Source organism: Pseudomonas sp. RIT-PI-a, from assembly GCF_001187875.1.
Taxonomy (GTDB): Bacteria; Pseudomonadota; Gammaproteobacteria; order Pseudomonadales; family Pseudomonadaceae; genus Aquipseudomonas; species Aquipseudomonas coleopterorum.
Genome location: NZ_LGIR01000031.1, coordinates 84,408 through 106,997, shown reverse-complemented (window position 1 = coordinate 106,997; position 22,590 = coordinate 84,408). Strand labels below are relative to the sequence as shown.

The window sequence follows — 22,590 nt, the reverse complement described above, 5'->3', positions numbered from 1 at the left end:
ACATTCCGTCAGCGTTTCTTGAAAGTAACGACCAGTACATCGCGGTGGGCAGGTCGATCGGGGTGTATCGGGATGATGGCGCTGACACCGTGCCGGACCTGTGCGTCATTGAGCAGGGCAGCTTCCAGCTCATGGATCATCGAATGCCTGGCCAGCAGCCGCTGGTCGTTATCGTAGATGGACGTTTCCCCCTCCACGACATTGACCCTGTTGACCATCAGCATGAATACAAAGTCGACGCCGTCCCGGTGCACACCTTCGGGCGTGGGAAAGGCGGCACCCGCGGACGCATCGATGCGGAACTGATGGACTTCGATATGCCATGCGCAGTGTGGCGCCAGCACGTTGAAGCAGGCGCAACACAGATCCATCACCGCTGAAAAAACCAGGCCTTCGCAGAGCTCGGTCGGGATCGGGGCAAAGTGCCGGACAATGCCGCCATTGAGTGGGTTGTGCACAGAGGTCTGGTAATGCGGTTGGTGAGGACTGGGTTGCCAGTGGCGACTGCCCTGTTCGGTGAAGAAGGTGGCGTAACGCCGGAAGCGATAGGTACCACCGTCGCCCATGAACGCGTCCTGGTCCAGATGACCCCATGAGAGTCGGAAGTCTTCCCAGCCCTGGACGAAGCCGGGTACGGCACTGTTCAGCAAGGCTGCCACCATGGGCGGTTGCAGAAAAACAAACCCATTGCGGTTTACGGTATCGCAGACTTCGGCGATCAGTGGCGTATAAAGCTGGGGAGCAAGATTGCCAATGGGCACTGCACGCTTATGAATATTGTCCATGGATTTTCTCCATTTCATTGGTCAGGTCGCCAGAATCCTCGGCAACGAGCGCCATCATGGAGTTTTGCCTGGGCTGGAAAAAACGATTTATAGTCATCGAAACCTGTGAGATTTCGTTGCCTGTATGAGCCTCCCGCCCCTCGCCTCCTTCCGTTTTTTCAACGCTGCCGCACAGACGCAGAGCTTCATCAAGGCCGCCGAGCAACTGCACGTCACGCATGGCGCCGTGAGCCGCCAGATACGCTCGTTGGAAGAAGCATTGGGCGTGGAGCTGTTCGATCGACGCAACCGTGCGGTGTTTCTCAACCATGCCGGACGTCTGCTCCATGAGGTGACCCAACCGATGTTCGAGCAGCTGGAACAGGCGGTGCGTCAGGTACAGCAGAAAGCCGGCGAAGACATTCTGGTGTTGTCCTGCGAGCCGACCATCGCAATGAAATGGCTGATTCCACGCCTGCCCGCCTTCAACAAGGCGCATCCGGACATCCAGATTCAATTGCTGGCAGCGGGCGGGCCGATCGATTTCTCTCGGTGTAGCGCTGACCTGGCCATCCGACGCGATGATTTCCACTGGGATGACTCAGTGCACAGCAGCGCACTGTGTCCGGAATGGGTAGGCCCGGTGTGCGCGCCCAGCCTGGCCGGGCCGGCCAGTCGATTGTGCGGCGTGCACCTGCTTCGCAGCCGGACACGACCGGCGGCCTGGGAGCAGTGGTTGCGTCTGGTGCACAAAGCGGCCTGCGACGTCACGACGGTCGATTACGAACACTTCTACTTGTGCGTTCAGGCGGCTACCGCAGGGCTGGGCGTGAGCATGGCGTCGATGATGATGGTCGAAGAAGAACTGGCATCGGGCCAACTGGTCGCACCGTTCGGCTTCGTACGCGATGGGTCCGGGTATTTCCTGCTGTCGGCGCGGTCGAGCGAAGAAAGCCGGAAATGCAGGGTGTTTCGTCAATGGCTGGAGACCCAGGCGCAGGCATCGGTGGCCCAAGGGCTGCACGGCACGCCGGCCGAGACCCTCTGATCGGCTTCGTCTGGTCCTGCACGAATTAACTGCCGCCTCACCCACCTTGCGCTACGCTTTGTCTTATAACGCCCATCGAGGCTGGTTGGGCGTTCCGCTGTTCCATCAGCCTGGCGAATACAGCAGCGCTGGCATGCGTGCGAGGGGCGAACATGAAAAACCTTGGCGACATTCTGCAAATCAAGAACCTGACCGAAAGACTCCAGACCATCCTTCCATCGACGGCTGCAAAGGGCTACCTGCAAGGGGCCGGCTCCTTCGACAAGGGGCGGCCAGACTACCCCAAAGAGCTCGACAACTGGCTGCGCGAGACCATTCAGATCAAGCCGCACAGCAAATGGGACCCACCCCACACGACAGTACTCGACCTGGGTTCAGGCACCGGCAAATTCATTCCACGGCTGATCGAGGCCGGGGCCGAGGTCTTCGCCGTGGAGCCGGTTGCGGCCATGCGCGAACAGCTGGAACACAACTGGGGCGACAAGCCCTATGTGAAGATCCTGGAGGGCGCCGCCGAAGAGATTCCGCTCAAGAGCGGATCCGTGGATGCCGTGGTCTGTGCACACTCCTTCCATTGGTTCGCCAACGCTGCCAGCATGGCGGAAATCTACCGCGTACTGAAACCCAGAGGACGTCTGGGCATGATCTGGAACCTGCGCGATACCAGCCACGACTGGGTGCGCCAGATCGCGGACATCGTGAGCGAAGTGGCTGGAGACAGCCCACGGTTCTATACCCAGAAATGGCGGGAAGTGTTCCCTCACAATGGGTTCACACCCCTGGTGGAGAAGCAGTTCACCCACACCTACAGAGGTACGCCGGAGGACGTCATTCTCAATCGCGTGCGCTCCATCAGCTTCATCTCTGCTCTTCCCCCCGAGCAGCAGGAACCTATCTATCGGAAAGTTCGCGAGATCATCGCTACCCATCCCGATCTCAAGGACAAGCAAGAGATCACCGTGCCCTACAACACGGTGGCCTTTCACACGGTCAGGTTTCTCTAGCGCCTGTAGCGAGCGGGCGGGGCCGGTCAGTGCACCGGCGTCAGCCCGCTTTCCTCGATAGCCAGCCGGGCCGCCGGCGTGCTCAGGTACTGCAGCAACGCTGCGGCCTCTTCGGGGTGTGCGCTGGTACGTGTGACACCACCTGAATACAGGGTCATTTTCTGCACCGCATCGGGAATCAGACCGACGATGTCTATCCCCGGTACCGCCTTGAGTTCGCTGAGCTGCTGAAACCCCAACTGTACATCGCCCCGAGCGACAGCCGCGCCCACTGGTTCGTTGTCGACCAGGCTGCTTTTGTCGCGAAGCTGCTCGGTGAGCTTCATGCGTGGAAACAACAGGTGTGACAGGTACAGGCCGCTGGTGCTGTTGGAGTAGGCCAGCGAACGAGCGTCGAGCAGCGTCTTGCGGAAGGCGTCGACGCTGCCGATGTCCGGCTTGGCCTCGCCCTGGCGGACGGCCATGGCGATGAACGACTTGCCGACATCCACCCGCGGCTCGCGCTGCACTTCACCCAATTGAATGAGTTTGTTCAAGGCCGCGTCTTCGGTGAGCACCAGGTCGGCACGCTCGCCGCGCTCCAGTCGGCTGGAGATCGCCATGGGGTTGTCGCCGATGGCGGGTGAAGGCAACACGGTGACTTTGACCCCAGTGGCCTTTTCATATTCGACGACGATGGTCTGCATGGCGCTGACCACACCACCGGAGCCGAGCAACGACAGCTGAACCGGTGGGGGCGCTTTCTGCGCATGGGCGGCGCTGGAGCCGAGTAATACACAAGCCAGCAGAGCGCTGGTGAGCCGTTTGGTCATGACAATATGATCCTGAAACTGAAGATGAAGCCTGGCCGATGACTGGCCAGAGGCGAAGCGAACGAGTGCAGTGAAGGTCAACCGCCTCGCGAGGAATGATCAGTTTACGCGTAATCGGCCAAAAGCCAGGATCAGGTTGCCATTTAAAAAGGTGTTCTCGGGCAATTGCAACTTGGCGAAACAATTTCTCCGGACAGTCGAGCGCTCATCACGACAATGCGTCGCACGATGCATTGGCAGGATCTGTGGGGTAACTGTCATTTACCCCCAGACAATCCAGACCGATCATGCCTGCTCCAGACTGGAGTGAACCTATGCCCAACGCCCTGCCTCCCGAGTTGCAGATTTTCGACCGTCCTCTGCACGTGGTCATCCTGCTGTATCCCGGTATCGAGATCCTTGACTTCGCCGGACCTTATGAGGTGTTCAGTGTCGCCACTCGCATAGCCTTGCGCGACGGCCTGAGCGCGCATTCACCGTTCCTGGTCAGCACCGTCGCCGCCAATCGCGGATTGCTTGCTGCGCGCTACGATCTGCGGGTGCAACCCGACGCACAGTTCGATGACGAACTGCCCTGCGACGTTCTGATTGTGCCAGGAGGTGTGATCGACCAGCCTGTGAACGACCCGGACACTCTGGACTGGATACGCCGAATGGCGTCGAGGACCGGCTTGCTGACGTCGGTGTGCAGCGGGGCGTTGATTCTGGCGAAGGCGGGCCTGCTCCAGGGACACAGCGTGACCACCCATTGGGCCGACATCCAGGAACTCCGTGAAGGCTACCCGGACCTGGACGTGCAGGAAAATGTGCCCTATGTCGATGCCGGCAGCCTGGTCACCAGTGCCGGGATTTCCGCCGGTATCGACATGAGCCTGCATCTGGTGGCGCGGCTGCTGGGCGATGATGCAGCGCGGATCACCGCCCGCCAGATGCAGTACGACTGGCGCGACCTGCCAGGCTAGGAACGATCCGCCTTGTCGGCCCGGAACATCTGGCGGATGCCACGTACGGCCTGGCGTATGCGATCCTGGTTTTCGATCAGGGCAAAGCGCACGTGATCATCGCCATAGTCACCGAACCCGATGCCAGGCGAGACGCAGACCTTGGCTTCGGCCAACAGCTTCTTGGCGAATTCGAGCGAACCAAGATGGGCGTAGTCCTCGGGAATCTTCGCCCAGACGTACATCGAAGCCTTGGGGGTTTCCACCATCCAACCCAGCTCGTGAAGACCTTTGACCAGCACGTTGCGACGCTGGCGGTACTGTTCGGCGATGTCTTTCACACACTGCTGATCGCCTTCGAGTGCGGCGATGGCCGCCACCTGCAGGGGTGTGAACGTGCCGTAGTCGTGATAGCTCTTGATCCGGGCCAGAGCGTTGACCAGCTCAGGATTGCCGACCATGAAGCCGATTCGCCATCCTGCCATGTTGTAACTTTTGGACAGCGTGAAGAACTCGACGGCGATGTCCTTGGCGCCCGGTACCTGCATGATCGAAGGCGCCTTCCAGCCGTCGTAGACGATGTCGGCGTAGGCCAGGTCGTGCACCACCAAAACGTCGTAGCGCTTGGCGAGTGCTACCACCCGCTCGAAGAAATCCAGTTCCACGCATTGCGCGGTCGGGTTGGAAGGAAAGCCCAGGATCATCATCTTCGGCTTGGGAATGGACTCGCGGATCGCCCGTTCCAGCTCGTTGAAGAAATCCACACCGGGCACCAGCGGCACCGAGCGTACCTGGGCACCGGCGATCACTGCACCGTAGATGTGAATAGGGTAGCTGGGGTTGGGCACCAGAACGGTATCGCCCTGGTCGAGGGTCGCCAGCATCAGGTGGGCCAGGCCCTCCTTCGAACCAATGGTGACGATGGCTTCGTCTTCAGGGTCGATATCGACCTGATAGCGGTCTTTGTACCAGCGCGAGATCGCCCGACGCAGCCGTGGAATGCCGCGGGAAGTGGAGTAGCCGTGGGTGTCTTCGCGCTGGGCAACGGTCACCAGTTTGTCGACGATGTGGGGCGGCGTGGCGCCGTCGGGATTACCCATGCTCAGGTCGATGATGTCTTCGCCGCGCCGGCGCGCAGCCATCTTCAATTCGGCAGTGATGTTGAACACATAAGGGGGGAGACGATCGATGCGCGCAAAGCGGCGCGGGCGAACAGGTTCGGCCATGATTTCCTCGGAGACGTAAGCGCCCGGAACCGTCCGAGCGACGTTGGCCACTGCGGTGGCCAGGTCGAACGATAATCGGGCCGATGCGGGGCTGTAAAGCGGAATATGAGGTGCGCCCTTCGCGGGCAGAGGGCTCGCCGCCCGCCCCGCTCCCACAGATGAGGGCCGGGTCTGGGGTACGGCCCTTGCGGGCAGAGCCCGGTTCCACGAAAGTCCCTGTGGGAGCGGGCTCTGCCCGCGAAGGCCGCACCACGGACCCAACCTCTGCCCAAAAAAAAGCCCCGGATCTATTCGATCCCGGGGCTTTTTTATCGCTGCAGCAAAATCAGTGCGCGTAAGTCAGCAGCAACTCACTGGGCACCTTGAAATCCAGCGACATCATCACGCTCAAGGCAGTGATGGTGAAGATCGAGAACACGAACAGCTTGCGCGCCCAGACTCGATCATCAACCGCCTTGTAGCCCGTCCAAGCCATATACAACCAGTACATGCCCATGGCCGCCGCCACCGCCAGATAGCTCATCCCGGCATAGCCACCCAGAGTCAGCATCAGCGTCGCCAGCAGGAAAGCCAAGATGTAGAGCAGGATGTGCTTCTTGGCCACCACGATTCCGCGCTTCACCGGCAACACTGGAATCGAAGCTGCCAGATAATCATTGAAGCGGAAGATCGCGATGGCATACGAATGAGGCATCTGCCACAGGCTGAACATCACCAGCAACGTCAACGCCGCCAGATCGAAGCTGTTGCTGACTGCCACGTAACCGATCACCGGAGGCATGGCACCGGACAGACTGCCGACCAACGTACCATGCACCGACTTGCGCTTCAGGTAGAGGCTATAGAACCCTACATAGATCACGAAGCCGATCAGACCGCACAACGCCGCCAGAGGGTTGGCCAATGCGTACAGCATGACCATCCCGGCGACCCCGAGCAGTGTGGCGAAGATCAATGCGACCTTCACCGAAATCTGCCCCTGGACCAATGCGCGGTTCTTGGTGCGTTCCATCTTCACGTCGATGTCGCGGTCGATGCAGTTGTTGAATGCACAGCCCGATGCCACCACCAGCGATGTACCGATCACTGTGGCCAGGAACAGCCCAATGTCGACATGCCCTTGAGAGGCCAGGAAGAACCCACCTGCCACGGAAAGCACGTTACCGAAAATGATCCCCGGTTTGGTGATTTGGATAAAGTGCTTAACGGACATGCCGGGTTCCTTACTTCGCCATCATGAAGTGATGGATGCTGAACATGATCCACAGCGACAGACCGACCAGGAACGCGATGATCAACGCCGAGAAGACGAAGGCGATCACGTTCCAGCGCTGTTCGGACGTGCGGTCCAGGTGCAGGAAGTAAACTAGGTGAACCAGCACCTGGACCACCGCGAAGATCAGCACGATCCACAGCGTGGCTTCCTTGGACAGCGTCGGGAACATCACCAGACCGAACGGAATCGCGGTCAGGATGACCGACAGCACGAAACCGATCATGTACGACTTGTAGCTACCGTGGCTGCTACCGGCCGAAGTGGTATGAGGGTTTGCCATTTACAGAGCTCCCATCAGATAGACGACGGTGAACACGCAGATCCAGACCACGTCCAGGAAGTGCCAGAACAGGCTCAGGCAGCTCATGCGCGTGTTGTTGGTTGCGGTCAGGCCTTTGGATTTGATCTGGGCGATCAGCACCGCCATCCAGATCAAGCCGCTGGTCACGTGCAGGCCGTGGGTTCCGACCAGGGTGAAGAACCCGGTCAGGAAGCCGCTGCGCTGCGGGCCGAAGCCCTCTTCGATCAGCTTGTGGAACTCGTAGATCTCCATCGCGATGAAGCCTGCACCCAGCAGGAACGTGACGAACAACCACTTCATCACGCCGCTTTTGTCGTTGCTGTGCAGCGCCAGCATGGCGAAGCCATACGTGATGGAGCTGAACAGCAGCAGTGCAGTCTCGGCTGCCACGAAGGGCAGCTCGAAGATGTCGTGGCCCGACGGGCCACCGGCGACGTTGTTAACCAGTACTGCGTAGGCGGCGAAGATCGACGCGAACAGGATGCAGTCGGTCATCAGGTAGATCCAGAAACCAAAGACAGTCATGCCCCCGGAATCGTGATGATCGTGATCGTCGTGACCGTGCTCGTGTTGGTGAGCCACTTCCGCGTTTAAGGTTGCGTTAGACATTGTTTAAGCCTTCTCCACCGTGGAGTTCAGACGAGAATCAACTCGTGCAGCGTTTGCCAGGCGAGCCATGCGTTCACCTTCGATACGAGCGACTTCTTCAGCCGGTACGTAGTAGTCGATGTCGTCGTCATAGCTGCGCACGATCAGGGTGATGACCATGCCGGCCAGGCCGATCGCAGCCGCCCACCAGATGTGCCAGATGGCGGCGAAGCCCAGGATCAGACCGAAGAACGACATCAGCACACCCATACCAGTGTTGCGCGGCATGTGAATCTGCTTGTAGTCCGCGGCGTTGGCAGTGGCTTCACCACGCTCTTTCATGCCCCAGTAAGCGTCCAGGTCGGAAACCACTGGCTGCTCGGCGAAGTTGTAGAACGGTGGTGGCGACGAAGTCGACCACTCCAGGGTACGGCCATCCCATGGGTCGCCCGAAACGTCCTGATTCTTGTGACGATCGCGGATCGATACATAGAGTTGCAGCAGCTGGAAGAAGATACCGGCGGCGACGAACAGTGCACCGACGAAAGCCACGTACAGCCAAGGCGTCCACTCTGGGTTGTCGGTGTGGTTCAGGCGACGGGTCATGCCCATGAAGCCCAGCACGTACAACGGCATGAACGCCAGGTAGAAACCGACCAGCCAGCACCAGAACGAGTACTTGCCCAGACGCTCGTTGAGCTTGAAGCCAAACGCTTTCGGGAACCAGAAGGCGAAGCCGGCCAGGTAACCGAATACCGCACCACCGATGATCACGTTGTGGAAGTGAGCGATCAGGAACAGGCTGTTGTGCAGCACGAAGTCAGCACCCGGTACCGCCAGCAGTACGCCGGTCATGCCGCCGATGCTGAAGGTCACGATGAAACCGATGGTCCACAACATCGGAGAGGTGAACTCGATGCGGCCACGGTACATGGTGAACAGCCAGGTAAAGATCTTCACACCGGTCGGAATCGCGATGACCATTGTCATGATGCCGAAGAAGGCGTTGACGTTGGCCCCCGAACCCATGGTGAAAAAGTGGTGCAGCCAGACCACGAACGACAGCACGGTAATGGCGATCGTTGCCCATACCAAGGAGACGTAGCCGAACAGACGCTTTTTACAGAACGTCGAGGTTACTTCCGAGAACACACCGAAGGCCGGCAGGATCAGGATGTAAACCTCAGGGTGACCCCAGGCCCAGAACAGGTTGACGTACATCATCGGGTTCCCACCAAGCTCGTTGGTGAAGAAGTGGAAGCCCAAGTAGCGGTCAAGGGTCAGCATGAACAGAACAGCGGTGAGGATCGGGAACGAAGCTGCGATCAGGACCGCGGTGCACAGGCAGTTCCAGGTAAACACCGGCATTTTCATCAGCGTCATGCCAGGCGCGCGCATCTTCAGGATGGTGACGATGAAGTTGACGCCTGTGAGCAAGGTACCCAAGCCGGATATCTGCAGTGCCCAGATGTAGTAGTCGACACCTACCCCCGGACTGTATTGCAGCCCCGCCAACGGTGGATACGCCACCCAGCCGGTCTTGGCGAACTCGCCGACACCCAGAGAGATGTTGACCAACAGCACGCCGACCACGAACAGCCAGAAGCTGACCGAGTTCAGGAACGGGAAAGCCACGTCGCGAGCGCCGATCTGCAGCGGCACGACAATGTTCATCAGGCCGATCATGAATGGCATGGCCATGAAGATGATCATGATCACACCGTGAGCGGTGAAGATCTGGTCATAGTGTTCCGGTGGCAGGAAGCCGGTGGAACCGCCCGTGGCGACCGCAAGCTGCGAGCGCATCATGATGGCGTCGGCAAAGCCGCGCAGCAGCATGACCATGGCAACGGCGATGTACATCACGCCGATTTTCTTGTGGTCGACCGACGTGAACCACTCGGTCCACAGGTACGTCCACTTCTTGTAGTAGGTGATCAGACCGAACACTACCGCCCCGAGCAGCGCAACGACGGCGAGTGTCACCATCACTATCGGCTCGTGGAAGGGCACCGCTTCCAGACTAAGTTTACCGAACATCTTTTACTCCTCTGCCCCAGCAGCTGAATTCTTGCCCATGTCCATCCCTTCGTTCGAGGCTTGCTTCCCCTCGTGGCTGACGCCTTTACCTGGGTTCATGCCTTCATACTTGTCGATGATGGTCTGGAACAGGTTCGGGACGTACGAGGAATACAGCTCGACCGGATTTTTCTCGCTAGGTTTGGCCAGCGCTTCGTAGGTAGCTGCATCGAGCTGCTTAGGCGCGCTCTTCACTTCACTGACCCATGCATCGAAATCAGCCTGGGTCGTAGCGACTGCTTTGAATTTCATGCCGGTGAAGCCTGCACCGCTGTAGTTCGCGGAGATGCCGTCGAACTCGCCGTTTTCATTGGCGATCAGGTGCAACTGCGTCTGCATGCCGGCCATTGCGTAGATCTGGCCGCCCAGCTGCGGAATGAAGAACGAGTTCATGACCGAGTCGGAGGTGATGCGGAAGTTGACCGGTACGTTGGCCGGGAAGACGATCTTGTTGACCGTGGCAATGCCTTGTTCCGGATAGATGAACAACCATTTCCAGTCCATCGCAACGACCTGGATGGTGACCGGCTTGTGCTCGGAATCCAGCGGACGGTACGGATCCAGGTGATGAGTCGACACGTAGGTCACGTAGCCCAGCGCGATGATGATCAGCAGCGGGATGCCCCACACCACCAGTTCGATCTTGGTGGAGTGCGCCCATTCAGGCGTGTAGGTGGCTTCCTTGTTGGAGGCACGGTACTTCCAGGCGAACGCGAGCGCCATGACGATGACCGGGATCACCACCAGCAACATCAGCCCGGTGGCGATGTAGATCAGGTTGCGTTCGTCGATGCCCACCTGCCCTTTCGAGTCGATCAGGGTCCACTTGCACCCGCCGAGAAAAAGCATGCCTAAAAAGGGCAGTATGCCAAACAGTCTGGGGTAACGCTTTTTACTCATCTCACGACCTCTAGAGCAGCTTGCTTCAATGCAATTGTGTTTTGGTAGCCAACACTTCAACCTGCCAAGCGCCAGCATTTATATCGGGATTGAATACGGACATGCCAGGCTCGCAGTTGCTGCGGGGTGACAAGACCGGTCTGGAACGGTGCAGCTGTCATGACTTGTGCAACCCAGAGGATTGCAGACTCTTTCCCTTGAGTGCACGGACCACTCAAGGGTTCAGCCAAGCCGTACCAACGGTATGAAAAGTGCCTGCCAATGGTGCAAAAGCGCCACCGACCTGCCCTTTTTGAGGCACTGACCTGCTGAAATTTCCGCGATTGTAGTGAGCCCTTTACCCATTGACTACGACTAATCCAGCAACAGGTATTTCCAAATTATGCAACAATCCGACGCACTTTCAAAGCCTTGCGACACGATGTCGCACCCCTGAAAACCCTTGCGAAGGCCCGTATTTTAGGGGCTTTCGCGAAATCGCCGACGACAGGTTGTCGCATCTTCGCCGTTACACGCCGAAGGCGGAATCGACTTCCGGCACGAATAATGACGAGGCCTATACCCTTGGCGCCATCAGGCGCGTGTTCGATTGCGATAGATGCCTACGGGTACAAGAATAGCCGTCATCACAAAAGCCACCAGCGCCCACTGCGCCAGCGACAGGCCGAGCACCGGCGGATAAGGTGTGGAGCAGAAACCCTGAACCTGAAATACGCTGGGCATCAGATCGGCCAGGGGCAACCCGTCGACGATCGGTTGCAGCGTGTCGAGGCCGCAACTGACCGAGGGATTGGCCAATACCCATGCATGACGCCCGGCCGCCGCAATGCCGCCCACGGCGCTAAGCACCACCAACCCTTCGCATACCGTCACACCGGTACGGCCGCGCATCGCCGCGCCGATGAAGGCGAACAGGGCAATGAAAAGCAAGGCATAGCGTTGCAGGATGCACAATGGGCAAGGTGCCTCGCCCAACACGATCTGCATGTACAGCGCCCCACCGATCAAGGCCAGGCAGATCACGCCCAGCAATACCAGGAAACGTCGCTCGCGGTTCAGGCGCAGGTTGACTTCATTCATTGCAGCTTTCCCTTTACAGGTCAGAACGGGCAGGTTTTTAGATGGGCGCCAGTCTACACGCTGGGTTGCCAAGAGGACTGTAGGAAAACTCTGGAAATACGGTGTAACCAGAAATTTCTTCCAACCCGCACACAGTATGGCGCGCGTGATTAAACCGACGTTAAGCCAGGCGTGGCAGCCAGCACGACGATCTCGTTAAAGCCTGTGCGTGTCGAGTCGATACATAGGCAACGCACTCCTTGGGCGGGTCGTTCGCCGCCCCGCATCGGCTCCATCAAGAAGGTTCACATGGCAACCCAGAACGCCCGCGCAGACTCCCTTTCCTTGCTGTTGTTCACGTTGCGCAGCGGCAAGTTGATGGCCATCAACCTGCTCAAGGTCAGCGAGATCATCCCCTGCCCTGCCCTGACCCGACTCCCCGAAGCACATCCCCACGTCAAAGGGGTGGCAACCCTGCGGGGCCAGGCGTTGTCCGTCATCGACCTGAGCCGAGCGATCGGTGAGCAACCCTTGCTCGATCCGTCCGGCGGGTGCCTGATCGTCACGGACGTCAGTCGCTCCAAGCAGGGCCTGCACGTTCAGGCCGTCAGTCGCATAGTGCATTGCCTGAGCACCGATATCCGTCCGCCACCCTACGGTTCTGGCACCAAGTCGTTCATTACCGGGGTGACCCAGGTGGACGGTGCGCTGGTGCAGGTACTGGACATCGAGAAAGTCATCCACGGCATTGCCCCGGCGCGCCTGCAGGGCGAACCCCAGCGCTTGAGCGACGCCGATGCCCGCTGCCTGGCCAACGCCAACATCCTGGTCGTGGACGACAGCCACGTGGCGTTGCAGCAGTCGCTCATCACCTTGCGCACCCTGGGCATCGAATGTCGGACGGCGCGCAGCGCCCGCGAGGCGATCGACTGCCTGCTGGAACTGCAGGGCACCGAGGCGCAGATCAATGTGCTGGTATCGGATATCGAGATGTCGGAAATGGACGGCTACGCGCTGACCCGCACTTTGCGAGAAACACCGGACTTCAAGGATCTGTACGTTCTGCTGCACACCTCGCTGGACAGTACGATGAACAGCGAGAAGGCTCGGCTGGCCGGCGCCAATGCCGTGCTGACGAAATTCTCCTCCCCCGAACTGACTGGTTGCCTGATCACCGCAGCGCGTTTCGTCGCCGAACAGGCGCGCTGAGCCCGCTGCGGCACAAAGGTACCTGAGCATCAACGCCGTGAGGTCAGCGGTACCTGGATGAACGGGACATGGATGGAAGGTACCCAGGCATAATGGGTGCCCGTTTACACCGCTGAGGCTCCCTGACCATGAAAACCCACCTGATCCTTTTGCTCGCGCTCGGCGGCGCCACCACTCAAGCGATGGCGTCGACCGACCAAGCCTGGGCGGAACACGACAAACGCGTCGCGAGCAGCTGCTTGAAAGCCACCACATTGAAACAGGCCCGGGTGGCCAGCGCGCCTGCCGAATTCGAAGACCGCGTGGGTTACACCGCAGTGCTCATCCAAGGCCGTTATCCACAGGCGCACATGAAGAATCAGCCTGGCGCCGAGCTGTGTCTGTATCACAAGCAAAGCCGCAAGGCATTCGTCACTCAGTGGGATTCGGTACAGGGCAAATAACGTCAAAGCAGAATGAATGCATAGAGGATGCTGACAAACGGCATGCTGCCGGCTTTCTCGTCGAGTGCTTCCAGCGCTGCGAACTTGAGCATGAACGAAACAACCACCAGCACCCTTATCCATTGCTGGCGTGTCGATAACACCAGCAGCATGCCCACCGCGAGGGCCAGTTGAAAGGCGCAGCACTTGATCGCCGCCGGCAGCGTGCTGACGTACAGCAAGGCCAGCATCACGGGGATCAGACTCGCCAGCAGCAATCCTTTGCCATACTTCACACAGTCCATAACGATCACTGGCCTTCCTTCATTTATCGACTTGTTGTAAGGAAAGAAGTCTCTGGTGATCAACTGGGCAGTTCCATAGGTCTATTCAGCACACCTTGTAGGAAAAACCCGACGGGTCTAACGGTTAAACGCCTCTGGATCTGAGCGATTTTTTCCTAGGCGAACCGCAATAGCTCCATGGGCGTCGGCTGCCTAGGGCCGACCACCCACAGGCCTGGGCTTGGCAAGGCAGCGCGACTAAGGTCAAACTGCCCTATCTTCCCCCCTGCCGGTGTCCGATCCGCATGCGCATAGCCATCCGCCCCCTGCTCGTGGCAGGTCTGCTGCTCGTCGTCGTGGTCGTCGCGGCATGGCTGTTCAAGCGCACCTCACCCACCCAACCGTCATCGGCCCAGGCCGTTCCGGTGCGCGTGGTCAGCGTGGTGCAGGCCGATGTTCCGCGTTACCTCACCGGCATCGGTTCGGTGCTTTCATTGCACAGCGTGACCGTGCGCGCGCAGGTCGACGGTATTCTTGACCAGGTCGCGGTGAAAGAAGGCCAATGGGTGAACAAAGGGGATGCGCTCGCCAGCATCGACGATCGCGCCATTCGCGCCAGCCTGGCTCAAGCTCAAGCGCAAGCCAGTCAGAGCCAGGCGCAGTTGCAAGTGGCAGGCATCAACCTGCGCCGCTACAAGGACCTGAGCCGTGACAACGGTATTTCCCGACAGGTGCTCGACGAACAGCAAGCCCTGTTCGACCAGCTCACCGCAACCCTGCAAGGCAACAAGGCCGCCATCGCTGCGGCGCAAGTGCAGTTGTCCTATACCCAGATTCGTTCGCCGGTGACTGGTCGGGTCGGGATTCGACGCGTGGATCCCGGCAATTTCCTGCGCGTCAGTGATGCCGAAGGCTTGTTCACGGTGACTCAGATCGACCCCATCGCTGTCGAGTTCTCGCTGCCGCAGCAGGAACTGGCCACCCTGCAGTCGCTGCTGGACAAGCCGCAGCCAGCAGTGGTGCGCGCGTACATAAATGGCGACACCGAGACGGGCACGCAGGTCGGTGAAGGCCACCTCACCCTGCTCGACAACCAGATTGCGGCAAACACCGGTACCATTCGCGCCAAGGCTGAATTTCATAACGGCAAACACACTTTGTGGCCAGGTCAGCTGGTGAGTGTCGGATTGCAGGTCGGGGTCGAGCGCAATGCCTTGGTAGTGCCATTGGCAGTGGTCCAGCGCGGGATCGACGGCCATTACGTCTACCGTGTGACTGACGCCAAGGTCGAGCAGGTTCCGGTGCAGGTGCTTTACCAGAACTCCACGCAGAGCCTGATAGAAGGCGTGGCGGCTGGTGACGTGCTGGTCAGTGACGGGCAGTCAAGATTGAGGCCAGGCGCTCCAGTACAGCTTGTCGAGCCGGCGACGGGCAACGCAGCGACCGCGCCATGAGCACCGGGCGCTCGGTCAGCGCCTGGTGCATCGACCACCCGGTGGCCACCGTTCTGCTGACCTTTGCCCTGGTGTTGCTCGGTGGCCTGGCCTTTACCCGGCTGGCAATCGCGCCGCTGCCCGAAGCGGATTTCCCGACCATTCAGGTGAACGCCCAGTTGCCCGGCGCCAGTCCGCAGACCATGGCGTCTTCGGTCGCTACACCTTTGGAAGTGCAATTCAGCGCCATCCCCGGCATGACCCAGATGACCTCCAGCAGCGCACTGGGATCGACCAATCTGATCCTGCAATTCAGCCTGAGCAAAAGCATCGACACCGCCGCGCAAGAGGTCCAGGCGGCAATCAATACTGCAGCTGGACGTCTGCCGCAGGACATGCCCAACCTGCCAACCTGGCGCAAGGTCAACCCGGGTGACAGCCCGGTGCTGATCCTCAGCGTGAGCTCGGCGCAGATGCCCACCCACGTGTTGAGTGACTACACCGAAACGCTGTTGGCCCGGCAACTGAGCCAGATCGAGGGCGTCGGCCAGATCTACATCACCGGCCAGCAACGCCCGGCGATTCGTGTGCAGGCGGCTCCCGAGCGCCTGGCTGCGTTGGAGCTGACCTTGGCCGACCTGCGCGGCGCCATCCAGCAGACCAGCTTGAACCTGGCCAAGGGCGCTCTGTACGGCGACAGCAGCGTGTCGACACTGGCCACCAACGATCAACTGTTCGAGGCCGACGAATACGCGGAACTGGTGGTGGCCTACCGTGACGGTGCGCCGGTGCGGCTCAAGGATGTCGCCACGGTGATCCAGGGCGCGGAGAATGCCTACGTGCAATCCTGGTCCGGTGATCAACCGGGGTTGAACCTAACGATTTTCCGTCAGCCGGGCGCCAATATCGTCGACACCGTCGACCGCATCCTCACCGCCATGCCACGCTTGCAGGAGATGCTGCCGGCGACCGTGGACGTCACCGTGCTCAACGACCGCACCCAGACCATCCGGGCTTCCCTGCACGAAGTCGAGCTGACGCTGCTGATCGCCGTATTGCTGGTCGTGGCGGTCATGGCCCTGTTCCTGCGCCAGCTGTCAGCCACGCTGATCGTGTCGAGCGTGCTGGGTGTGTCTCTGGTCGCGACATTCGCCGCCATGTACCTGATGGGTTTCAGCCTGAACAATCTGACGCTGGTGGCGATCGTGATCAGCGTCGGCTTCGTGGTCGACGACGCGATCGTCGTGGTGGAGAACATCCATCGCCATCTGGAAGCCGGCGATGGCATGCGCGAAGCGGCGATAAAGGGTGCCAGCGAAATCAGCTTCACGGTGGTGTCGATCAGTTTTTCGCTGATCGCCGCGTTCATTCCGCTGCTGTTCATGGGGGGCGTGGTCGGGCGGCTGTTCAAGGAGTTTGCGTTGACGGCGACCTCGACCATTCTGATTTCGGTCGTGGTTTCCCTGACCCTGGCACCGACCTTGTGCGCGCTGTTCATGCGCCGACCCGCGCACGCCACGCGCGCCGATTTCGGTGCGCGTCTGCTGGACTGGTATGACAAGGGGCTGATACGCGCGCTGGCGCACCAGCGCGTCACCCTGGCCGTGTTCGCCGTGACCGTGGGCCTTTCAGTCGCAGGCTACGTGCTCATCCCGAAAGGGTTCTTCCCGGTGCAGGACACCGGTTTCGTGCTGGGCACAACCGAGGCGGCGGCGGACATTTCCTATAAGGACATGCAGGAAAAACACCTCGCTCTGGCCCGCATCGTCGGCGCAGATCCGGCGGTCCGGGCTTATTCCCACGCTGTTGGCGTGACAGGCAGCAACCAGACCATTGCCACCGGACGGTTCTGGATCGGCTTGAAGAACCAGGGCGAGCGAGACGTGTCGGCCAGCGAGTTCATCGACCGCCTGCGGCCGCAACTGGCGCAGGTCCCGGGCGTGGTGCTGTACCTGCGCGCCGGGCAGGACATCAACCTCAGCGCCGGGCCCAGCCGTAGTCAGTACCAATACGTACTCAAGAGTAATGACGGGCCCACCCTGAACCTGTGGACCCAGCGTCTGACCGAGCGGCTGCGGGCCAATCCGGCATTCCGCGACCTGTCCAACGACTTGCAGCTGGGCGGCAGCGTGACGCAGATCAGCATCGATCGCGTGGCCGCAGCGCGTTTCGGCCTGACCGCCAGCGACATCGATCAGGCGCTGTACGATGCGTTCGGTCAGCGCCAGATCAACGAATTCCAGACCGAGACCAATCAGTACAAGGTCATTCTGGAGCTCAAGGCGGATCAGCGCGGCAAGGCCCAGAGCCTGCAGTACTTTTATCTGCGCTCAGCGCTGAGTGGTGAAATGGTACCGCTCTCGGCCGTCGCCCGAGTGGAGCCGCCCACTCAGGGCCCCTTGTCGATCAGTCACGACGGTCTGTTTCCCGCTGCCAACCTGTCTTTCAATCTGGCGCCAGGCGTTGCGTTGGGCGAAGCCGTGGCGTTGCTCGAACGCACAGAGGCGGAACTGGGCATGCCCGCTGCCATCTCCGGCAGTTTCCAGGGTGCAGCCCAGGCCTTTCAAAGCTCGCTGGCCAGCCAACCCTGGCTGATTCTGGCCGCGCTGGTGGCGGTGTATATCATCCTGGGCGTGCTGTACGAAAGCTTCGTCCACCCCCTGACGATCATCTCGACCCTGCCTTCGGCCGGGCTCGGTGCCTTGTTGCTGCTATGGCTGTGGGGACAAGATTTCTCGATCATGGGTTTGATCGGCCTGGTCTTGCTGATCGGCATCGTCAAGAAGAACGGCATTCTGATGATCGACTTCGCCCTGCAGGCGCAACGTATCCAAGGACTGCCCCCGCGTGAAGCGATACACAAAGCCTGCCTGACGCGATTTCGCCCGATCATCATGACCACCCTGGCTGCACTGCTGGGTGCGTTGCCGTTGATGTTCGGCTACGGCGCCGGTGCGGAGTTGCGCCAGCCGCTGGGTATTGCGGTGGTGGGCGGCCTGCTCATCAGCCAGGTGCTGACGCTGTTCACCACGCCGGTGATCTATCTGCAACTGGAGCGGCTGTTTCACCGCACCGACGGTTCGCGGACACCCGCACTGCCTGCCAGCCACTGAACACCACCCATAAAAAAACGCCCGATACGCGGGCGTTCTTCTATTGCTCAAACCTACTCAGCTATGGGCGCGAGCGATATTGCGCAGCGCCTTGATCTCGTCGTGATTGCGTTGCACGCCCTGCTGCTGACGCTCGATGATGGAATGAACGTGGGCAGGCAGTGGCTGGGCCAAGGCGTCCTTATAGGCCGCGAGTGCCACATCTTCGCCACGCTCGGCTTCGTTCAAGACCGCTTCTTCATCCTTGCCGGTAAAAATCGATTTGACGTCGACCCAACGGCGGTGCAGGTCGCCGCTCAGGCTGGTCGAGTCTTCAGGGGTACCGCCCAGAGCGATCACTTCGGCTTGCAACTCGCCAGCCGCCTCAGCGCATTCGTGCGCGTGCTTGGTGAACAGCGCCTTGAGCTCGGGATTCTTGATGTCTTCGGCGCACGTCTTGAAGCCTTCCTGACCGTCTTTGCAGGTTTCGATCAGATTGTTGAGAATCGAAATCACGCTTTTGGTGGGACCATTCATCTTTGTTCAATTCCTGAGAAAAATCGGAAACCGGGTTGGGGATGAATGAGCAAGAGCAGGCTTCGTGCCAAATCGATGTTATTGGTTATTGTCTTATAGATCAGTGGCTTGCGATTAATCAGCCGCCGACCCTACCCTCTTTATGCATGATCGCGAATTATGCGCTCGTGCAGAATGCATGTAACCTTTGTCAGCTTGTCCATGAAATGAAACTCGTTGCGAAGACCTGCCCATGAACCCCGAAAAACTCGAGTCCCTGGTGACATTTGCAATGCCCTTCGGCAAGTACAAGGGCCGGGTGATTGCCGATCTGCCAGGGCATTATCTGAACTGGTTCGCACGCGAGGGTTTTCCCAAGGGAGAGCTGGGTGGCCTGCTGGCCCTCATGCAGGAAATCGATCACAACGGTTTGTCCGACCTGCTCGATCCGCTGCGTGCCAAACATGGCAAGCCGCGCATTGCCGATGGCCGCTAGACACCTTGAGAGCTTTGTTCCAGGCAAAAAAAAGTGCGCCGACCAAGCGCACTGAAGACAGCCATGAAGCGCCTAACGAAGTCTGATCAATCGAGCAGAGCCAGTGCTTGCGCGCTGCACTCCTGAATGCGTGCCCAATCGCGGTTTTCAATCCATTTGCTGTCGAGCATCCACGAGCCACCCACGCACATCACGTTGGACTGCGCCATGTAGCTGTTGATGTTGCCTGGACCCACGCCGCCGGTTGGGCAGAAGCGTACCTCCGGGAAAGGTCCGCCCAGCGCCTTGATGGCAGCAACACCACCGCTCACCTCGGCCGGGAACAGCTTGAAGCGGCGATACCCCAGCGCGTAACCCATCATCAATTCGGACGGGCTGCTGATACCCGGCAGCAAGGGCAGCGAGCTTTCCACACCGGCCTCGAGCATGTCCTGGGTCACGCCGGGGGTGACGGTGAACTGAGAGCCGGCCTGCTCGGTTGCGGCCAGCATTTCCCGAGTCAGTACGGTGCCTGCGCCCACCAGCAGTTCGGGGCGTTGCTCGCGCAGCACCTGAATGGCCTTCAGGCCGAGCGCCGAACGCAGGGTCACTTCCAGCACGGTCAGACCGCCGGCCGCCAGCGCATCGGCGAGCGGCAGAATGTCCTCTTCACGCGCGATAGTGATGACGGGCAGGATTCGCGCACGCGCCGCCAGGGCGTCGATCTGGGCAACCTTGTCGACCATGCGTTGCTGTTGTTCGGTGGTGATCATTGCGGCGGTTCCTTGATTCATTGACACCAGTAGATATCCAACGCGGAGTGCAGGAAGGCGCGGATCGGCATCTGCGCGACATCGTCGCCAGCCAGTGCGGTGCGCAATGTGCTCAACTTGCTTTCGCCCTGTACCGACAACACCTTGAAGCGGGCCGAGGCCAGCAGCGCGCGGCTCATGCTCAGGCGTTGATGGGGTACGCTGGGCGCCAGCATCGGCCAGCAGCGACGCTCGCTGTCCAGTGCCAGAGCCTGTTCGAGGTTGGGGCTGTCGGGAAACAGCGACGCGGTGTGCCCGTCATCGCCCATGCCCAGTACCAGCACATCGATCGGCGGCAATTGGCCAAGCAGATCATCGGCCACTGCAGCGGCCTCCTCCTGGCTGGAAGTGGTCTGGTACAGGCTGACGAAACGAGCCTGCTCCACCGCGCCGACCAACAGGTGGCGCTTGAGCAGACCGGCGTTGCTGTCGGCATGCTCGATGGGCACCCAGCGCTCGTCGGCCAGGGAAATCACCACGCGCGACCAGTCCAGGCTCTGACGCGCCAGGCATTCGAAGAACGCCACCGGACTGCGTCCGCCGGAAACCACCAGGGTCGCCACGTTCTGACGCTCGATGGCCTCGCGCAATTGTTCGGCCACCTTGCCGGCCAAGGCTTCAGCCAACAAGGGAGCGCTCACGCAGTCGTGAACCTTCACCCCTTCGGGGAACTGTAAATCAGATATCGCCATACCAGGATCTCCCATCGCGTGTGATCAGGGCAATCGAGCTCATCGGCCCCCAGGAACCTGCCGCGTACGGCTTGGGGGCATCGCCGGACTTCTTCCAGCCGGCGATCAGCTGATCGCACCATGTCCACGCATATTCGATTTCATCTTTGCGGACAAACAGGTTCTGATTGCCCTGCATGACCTCCAGCAGCAACCGCTCGTACGCATCTGGAATACGCGCACTGCGATAGGTGTCGGAGAAATTCAGTTGCAACGGCCCGCTGCGCAGTTGCATGCCCTTGTCCAAGCCTTGTTCCTTGGTCATCACCCGTAGCGATATGCCTTCGTCCGGTTGCAGGCGGATGATCAGCTTGTTGCTGATCTGCAGGCGCTGCTCGGGAGCGAAGATGTAATGCGGCGGCTCTTTGAAGTGGATGACGATCTGCGACAGTTTCTGCGGCATGCGCTTGCCGGTGCGCAGGTAGAACGGCACGCCGGCCCAGCGCCAGTTGCGAATATCGGCGCGCAGCGCGACGAACGTTTCGGTGTCGCTCTGGGTGTTGGAGTTTTCCTCTTCCAGATACCCCGGCACGGGCCGGCCTTCGCTATAGCCCGCGATGTACTGACCCCGGACCACTTGCTGGGTCAGCCCATCGGCAGTGAACGGCGCGAGCGCCTTGAGAACCTTCACTTTCTCGTCGCGGATACTGTCGGCGGACAGATCGGCCGGTGGATCCATGGCGATCAGGCAGAGCAGCTGCAACAGGTGGTTCTGGATCATGTCGCGCAGCTGACCGGCCTGGTCGAAATACCCCCAACGGCCTTCGATACCGACCTTTTCCGCCACGGTGATTTCCACATGGGAAATATAGTTCTGGTTCCACTGGGTTTCGAACAGGCTGTTGGCGAAGCGCAGGGCAATGAGGTTCTGCACCGTCTCCTTGCCCAGGTAGTGGTCGATTCGGTAGACCCGGTTTTCGGGGAAGTACTGCGCCACGGCGTCGTTGACCCGGCGCGAGGATTCCAGGTCGTGGCCAATCGGTTTTTCCAGCACGGCGCGGGTGCGCTCGGTCAGGCCGACCTTGTGCAGGTTTTCGCAGATGGCGCCGTACACGGCAGCCGGCGTGGCGAAGTAGGCGATCAATTGCTCGGCATCGTCGACTTTCTCGGCCAGCGCGACGTAGGTGTCGGCGTCCAGAAAGTCCACGTGCACGTAGCTCAGACGGGCCAGAAAACGTTGCAGCGGTTCAGGCTCCAGCTGCGCCTCGGAAACGAATTTGCGCAGTCCGGCCTCGATGACACCCAGGTGGTGGGCCTCGTCACCGGGTTCGCGGGCCAACGCGAGAATGCGGGTATCGGCGTGCAGCAACTGCGCGCGATCGAGTTGATACAGCGCTGGAAACAGCTTGCGCAATGCCAGGTCGCCCAGGGCGCCAAAGAGGGCAAAGGTGCATGATCCTGCGGTCATTGAGGGCATGATGTTTGTTCTTCTATCAAGTTGACGTAGAAATACCCTTTTTCAGGGCGCGATTCAAGGCAGAATGTAGTAATAACCACAACATTTGCCCCTCCAAACAGATACGGGTGGTGGCGCACTGCGCCCACCAGTAGGATAAGCCACCCGTGAAGACAGCCTAGCCAGACATGCTCGCTGGCTGCAGTAGACCCAAGGACATAC

At 60.0% G+C, this 22,590-nt stretch carries 23 protein-coding genes; 8 read left to right on the top strand and 15 right to left on the bottom strand.

Annotated elements, in window-relative coordinates; genetic code table 11:
• Positions 1–8: 8 nt before the first annotated feature.
• The gene (locus tag AC788_RS17700; protein WP_049861873.1) at positions 9–785 is read right to left on the bottom strand and encodes a 2OG-Fe dioxygenase family protein; all 777 of its coding nucleotides are present in this window, start codon (positions 783–785) and stop codon (positions 9–11) included.
• Entirely contained in the window at positions 769–1,005 is a 237-nt protein-coding gene (locus AC788_RS21805; protein ID WP_162531778.1) for a hypothetical protein, read from the bottom strand. The genes AC788_RS17700 and AC788_RS21805 overlap by 17 nt, the downstream gene beginning before the upstream one ends.
• Between AC788_RS21805 and AC788_RS17695 the strand changes: the two genes are divergently transcribed.
• Both AC788_RS17695 and AC788_RS17690 read left to right on the top strand, forming a co-directional pair.
• Positions 910–1,812, top strand: a complete 903-nt coding sequence (locus AC788_RS17695; RefSeq protein WP_049861872.1) for a LysR substrate-binding domain-containing protein — start codon at positions 910–912, stop codon at positions 1,810–1,812. The genes AC788_RS21805 and AC788_RS17695 overlap by 96 nt on opposite strands.
• Before the next feature lie 152 nt (positions 1,813–1,964).
• The gene (locus AC788_RS17690) at positions 1,965–2,816 is read left to right on the top strand and encodes a class I SAM-dependent methyltransferase (protein WP_082223703.1); all 852 of its coding nucleotides are present in this window, start codon (positions 1,965–1,967) and stop codon (positions 2,814–2,816) included.
• 26 nt (positions 2,817–2,842) lie between these two features.
• Here AC788_RS17690 and AC788_RS17685 read toward each other — a convergent pair whose 3' ends face one another.
• A complete protein-coding gene (locus AC788_RS17685; RefSeq protein WP_049861871.1) occupies positions 2,843–3,628 on the bottom strand; it encodes a substrate-binding domain-containing protein in 786 nt (261 codons plus the stop codon).
• 314 nt (positions 3,629–3,942) lie between these two features.
• On the opposite strand from AC788_RS17685, the gene AC788_RS17680 reads away from it, so the two are divergent.
• Positions 3,943–4,590 carry a DJ-1/PfpI family protein gene (locus AC788_RS17680; RefSeq protein ID WP_049861870.1) on the top strand — a complete coding sequence of 216 codons (648 nt, stop codon included), beginning with the start codon at positions 3,943–3,945 and terminating at the stop codon, positions 4,588–4,590.
• On the opposite strand, the gene alaC is transcribed toward AC788_RS17680, so the two are convergent.
• From alaC to AC788_RS17645, 7 genes are all read right to left on the bottom strand, one after another.
• Complete coding sequence (alaC, locus tag AC788_RS17675; RefSeq protein ID WP_049861869.1) at positions 4,587–5,795, bottom strand: alanine transaminase; 1,209 nt, start codon at positions 5,793–5,795, stop codon at positions 4,587–4,589. The genes AC788_RS17680 and alaC overlap by 4 nt on opposite strands.
• A 325-nt stretch (positions 5,796–6,120) precedes the next feature.
• Positions 6,121–7,008, bottom strand: coding sequence for a heme o synthase (gene cyoE / locus AC788_RS17670; RefSeq protein ID WP_049861868.1), 888 nt, complete (start codon positions 7,006–7,008; stop codon positions 6,121–6,123).
• Positions 7,009–7,018: 10 nt separating this feature from the next.
• Positions 7,019–7,351 (bottom strand): cytochrome o ubiquinol oxidase subunit IV, encoded by a 333-nt coding sequence (gene cyoD, locus AC788_RS17665; RefSeq protein WP_049861867.1) that lies wholly within the window; start codon positions 7,349–7,351, stop codon positions 7,019–7,021.
• Entirely contained in the window at positions 7,352–7,981 is a 630-nt protein-coding gene (locus AC788_RS17660; RefSeq protein ID WP_049861866.1) for a cytochrome o ubiquinol oxidase subunit III, read from the bottom strand.
• Positions 7,982–7,984: 3 nt separating this feature from the next.
• On the bottom strand, positions 7,985–10,000 hold the full coding sequence (cyoB, locus tag AC788_RS17655) for a cytochrome o ubiquinol oxidase subunit I (protein ID WP_049861865.1): 2,016 nt from the start codon (positions 9,998–10,000) through the stop codon (positions 7,985–7,987).
• A gap of 3 nt (positions 10,001–10,003) precedes the next feature.
• A complete protein-coding gene (gene cyoA, locus AC788_RS17650) occupies positions 10,004–10,939 on the bottom strand; it encodes a ubiquinol oxidase subunit II (protein WP_049861864.1) in 936 nt (311 codons plus the stop codon).
• Positions 10,940–11,512: 573 nt separating this feature from the next.
• Positions 11,513–12,019, bottom strand: a complete 507-nt coding sequence (locus AC788_RS17645) for a disulfide bond formation protein B (RefSeq protein ID WP_049861863.1) — start codon at positions 12,017–12,019, stop codon at positions 11,513–11,515.
• Positions 12,020–12,307: 288 nt separating this feature from the next.
• On the opposite strand from AC788_RS17645, the gene AC788_RS17640 reads away from it, so the two are divergent.
• Positions 12,308–13,207 carry a chemotaxis protein gene (locus AC788_RS17640; protein ID WP_049861862.1) on the top strand — a complete coding sequence of 300 codons (900 nt, stop codon included), beginning with the start codon at positions 12,308–12,310 and terminating at the stop codon, positions 13,205–13,207.
• Between the two features lie 128 nt (positions 13,208–13,335).
• On the top strand, positions 13,336–13,650 hold the full coding sequence (locus tag AC788_RS17635; RefSeq protein ID WP_049861861.1) for a hypothetical protein: 315 nt from the start codon (positions 13,336–13,338) through the stop codon (positions 13,648–13,650).
• A gap of 2 nt (positions 13,651–13,652) precedes the next feature.
• On the opposite strand, the gene AC788_RS17630 is transcribed toward AC788_RS17635, so the two are convergent.
• Positions 13,653–13,943 carry a hypothetical protein gene (locus AC788_RS17630; RefSeq protein ID WP_152965763.1) on the bottom strand — a complete coding sequence of 97 codons (291 nt, stop codon included), beginning with the start codon at positions 13,941–13,943 and terminating at the stop codon, positions 13,653–13,655.
• Between the two features lie 275 nt (positions 13,944–14,218).
• On the opposite strand from AC788_RS17630, the gene AC788_RS17625 reads away from it, so the two are divergent.
• Positions 14,219–15,367, top strand: coding sequence for an efflux RND transporter periplasmic adaptor subunit (locus tag AC788_RS17625; protein WP_049861859.1), 1,149 nt, complete (start codon positions 14,219–14,221; stop codon positions 15,365–15,367).
• Positions 15,364–18,459, top strand: a complete 3,096-nt coding sequence (locus tag AC788_RS17620; RefSeq protein ID WP_049861858.1) for a multidrug efflux RND transporter permease subunit — start codon at positions 15,364–15,366, stop codon at positions 18,457–18,459. The genes AC788_RS17625 and AC788_RS17620 overlap by 4 nt, the downstream gene beginning before the upstream one ends.
• A gap of 57 nt (positions 18,460–18,516) precedes the next feature.
• Here the strand turns inward: AC788_RS17620 and AC788_RS17615 are convergent, their stop codons facing one another.
• Positions 18,517–18,975, bottom strand: a complete 459-nt coding sequence (locus AC788_RS17615; protein WP_049861857.1) for a ferritin-like domain-containing protein — start codon at positions 18,973–18,975, stop codon at positions 18,517–18,519.
• Positions 18,976–19,207: 232 nt separating this feature from the next.
• Here AC788_RS17615 and AC788_RS17610 point away from each other — a divergent pair, with 232 nt between their 5' ends.
• Complete coding sequence (locus tag AC788_RS17610) at positions 19,208–19,450, top strand: DUF3820 family protein (RefSeq protein WP_049861856.1); 243 nt, start codon at positions 19,208–19,210, stop codon at positions 19,448–19,450.
• An 86-nt stretch (positions 19,451–19,536) separates the two neighbouring features.
• Here AC788_RS17610 and AC788_RS17605 read toward each other — a convergent pair whose 3' ends face one another.
• Genes AC788_RS17605 through zwf form a run of 3 tightly spaced genes read right to left on the bottom strand, consistent with a single transcriptional unit; the run spans position 19,537 to position 22,389 of the window.
• A complete protein-coding gene (locus tag AC788_RS17605) occupies positions 19,537–20,223 on the bottom strand; it encodes a bifunctional 4-hydroxy-2-oxoglutarate aldolase/2-dehydro-3-deoxy-phosphogluconate aldolase (protein WP_177327975.1) in 687 nt (228 codons plus the stop codon).
• The gene (pgl, locus tag AC788_RS17600; protein ID WP_049861854.1) at positions 20,220–20,933 is read right to left on the bottom strand and encodes a 6-phosphogluconolactonase; all 714 of its coding nucleotides are present in this window, start codon (positions 20,931–20,933) and stop codon (positions 20,220–20,222) included. Before pgl ends, AC788_RS17605 begins: the two co-directional genes overlap by 4 nt.
• Positions 20,920–22,389 (bottom strand): glucose-6-phosphate dehydrogenase, encoded by a 1,470-nt coding sequence (zwf, locus tag AC788_RS17595; protein ID WP_049861853.1) that lies wholly within the window; start codon positions 22,387–22,389, stop codon positions 20,920–20,922. Before zwf ends, pgl begins: the two co-directional genes overlap by 14 nt.
• Between the last annotated feature and the right edge of the window lie 201 nt (positions 22,390–22,590).

Coding starts and splice junctions, on each gene's coding strand:
- alaC (WP_049861869.1), bottom strand. CDS start 5,795: ATGGCCGAACCTGTTCGCCCGCGCCGCTTTGCGCGCATCGATCGTCTC.
- AC788_RS17690 (WP_082223703.1), top strand. CDS start 1,965: ATGAAAAACCTTGGCGACATTCTGCAAATCAAGAACCTGACCGAAAGA.
- AC788_RS17660 (WP_049861866.1), bottom strand. CDS start 7,981: ATGTCTAACGCAACCTTAAACGCGGAAGTGGCTCACCAACACGAGCAC.
- pgl (WP_049861854.1), bottom strand. CDS start 20,933: ATGGCGATATCTGATTTACAGTTCCCCGAAGGGGTGAAGGTTCACGAC.
- AC788_RS17610 (WP_049861856.1), top strand. CDS start 19,208: ATGAACCCCGAAAAACTCGAGTCCCTGGTGACATTTGCAATGCCCTTC.
- cyoE (WP_049861868.1), bottom strand. CDS start 7,008: ATGTCCGTTAAGCACTTTATCCAAATCACCAAACCGGGGATCATTTTC.
- AC788_RS17700 (WP_049861873.1), bottom strand. CDS start 785: ATGGACAATATTCATAAGCGTGCAGTGCCCATTGGCAATCTTGCTCCC.
- cyoA (WP_049861864.1), bottom strand. CDS start 10,939: ATGAGTAAAAAGCGTTACCCCAGACTGTTTGGCATACTGCCCTTTTTA.
- AC788_RS17645 (WP_049861863.1), bottom strand. CDS start 12,019: ATGAATGAAGTCAACCTGCGCCTGAACCGCGAGCGACGTTTCCTGGTA.
- AC788_RS17695 (WP_049861872.1), top strand. CDS start 910: ATGAGCCTCCCGCCCCTCGCCTCCTTCCGTTTTTTCAACGCTGCCGCA.
- AC788_RS17625 (WP_049861859.1), top strand. CDS start 14,219: ATGCGCATAGCCATCCGCCCCCTGCTCGTGGCAGGTCTGCTGCTCGTC.
- AC788_RS17605 (WP_177327975.1), bottom strand. CDS start 20,223: ATGAATCAAGGAACCGCCGCAATGATCACCACCGAACAACAGCAACGC.
- AC788_RS17680 (WP_049861870.1), top strand. CDS start 3,943: ATGCCCAACGCCCTGCCTCCCGAGTTGCAGATTTTCGACCGTCCTCTG.
- cyoD (WP_049861867.1), bottom strand. CDS start 7,351: ATGGCAAACCCTCATACCACTTCGGCCGGTAGCAGCCACGGTAGCTAC.
- AC788_RS17685 (WP_049861871.1), bottom strand. CDS start 3,628: ATGACCAAACGGCTCACCAGCGCTCTGCTGGCTTGTGTATTACTCGGC.
- AC788_RS17615 (WP_049861857.1), bottom strand. CDS start 18,975: ATGAATGGTCCCACCAAAAGCGTGATTTCGATTCTCAACAATCTGATC.
- AC788_RS17635 (WP_049861861.1), top strand. CDS start 13,336: ATGAAAACCCACCTGATCCTTTTGCTCGCGCTCGGCGGCGCCACCACT.
- zwf (WP_049861853.1), bottom strand. CDS start 22,389: ATGCCCTCAATGACCGCAGGATCATGCACCTTTGCCCTCTTTGGCGCC.
- AC788_RS17620 (WP_049861858.1), top strand. CDS start 15,364: ATGAGCACCGGGCGCTCGGTCAGCGCCTGGTGCATCGACCACCCGGTG.
- cyoB (WP_049861865.1), bottom strand. CDS start 10,000: ATGTTCGGTAAACTTAGTCTGGAAGCGGTGCCCTTCCACGAGCCGATA.
- AC788_RS21805 (WP_162531778.1), bottom strand. CDS start 1,005: ATGCGTGACGTGCAGTTGCTCGGCGGCCTTGATGAAGCTCTGCGTCTG.
- AC788_RS17640 (WP_049861862.1), top strand. CDS start 12,308: ATGGCAACCCAGAACGCCCGCGCAGACTCCCTTTCCTTGCTGTTGTTC.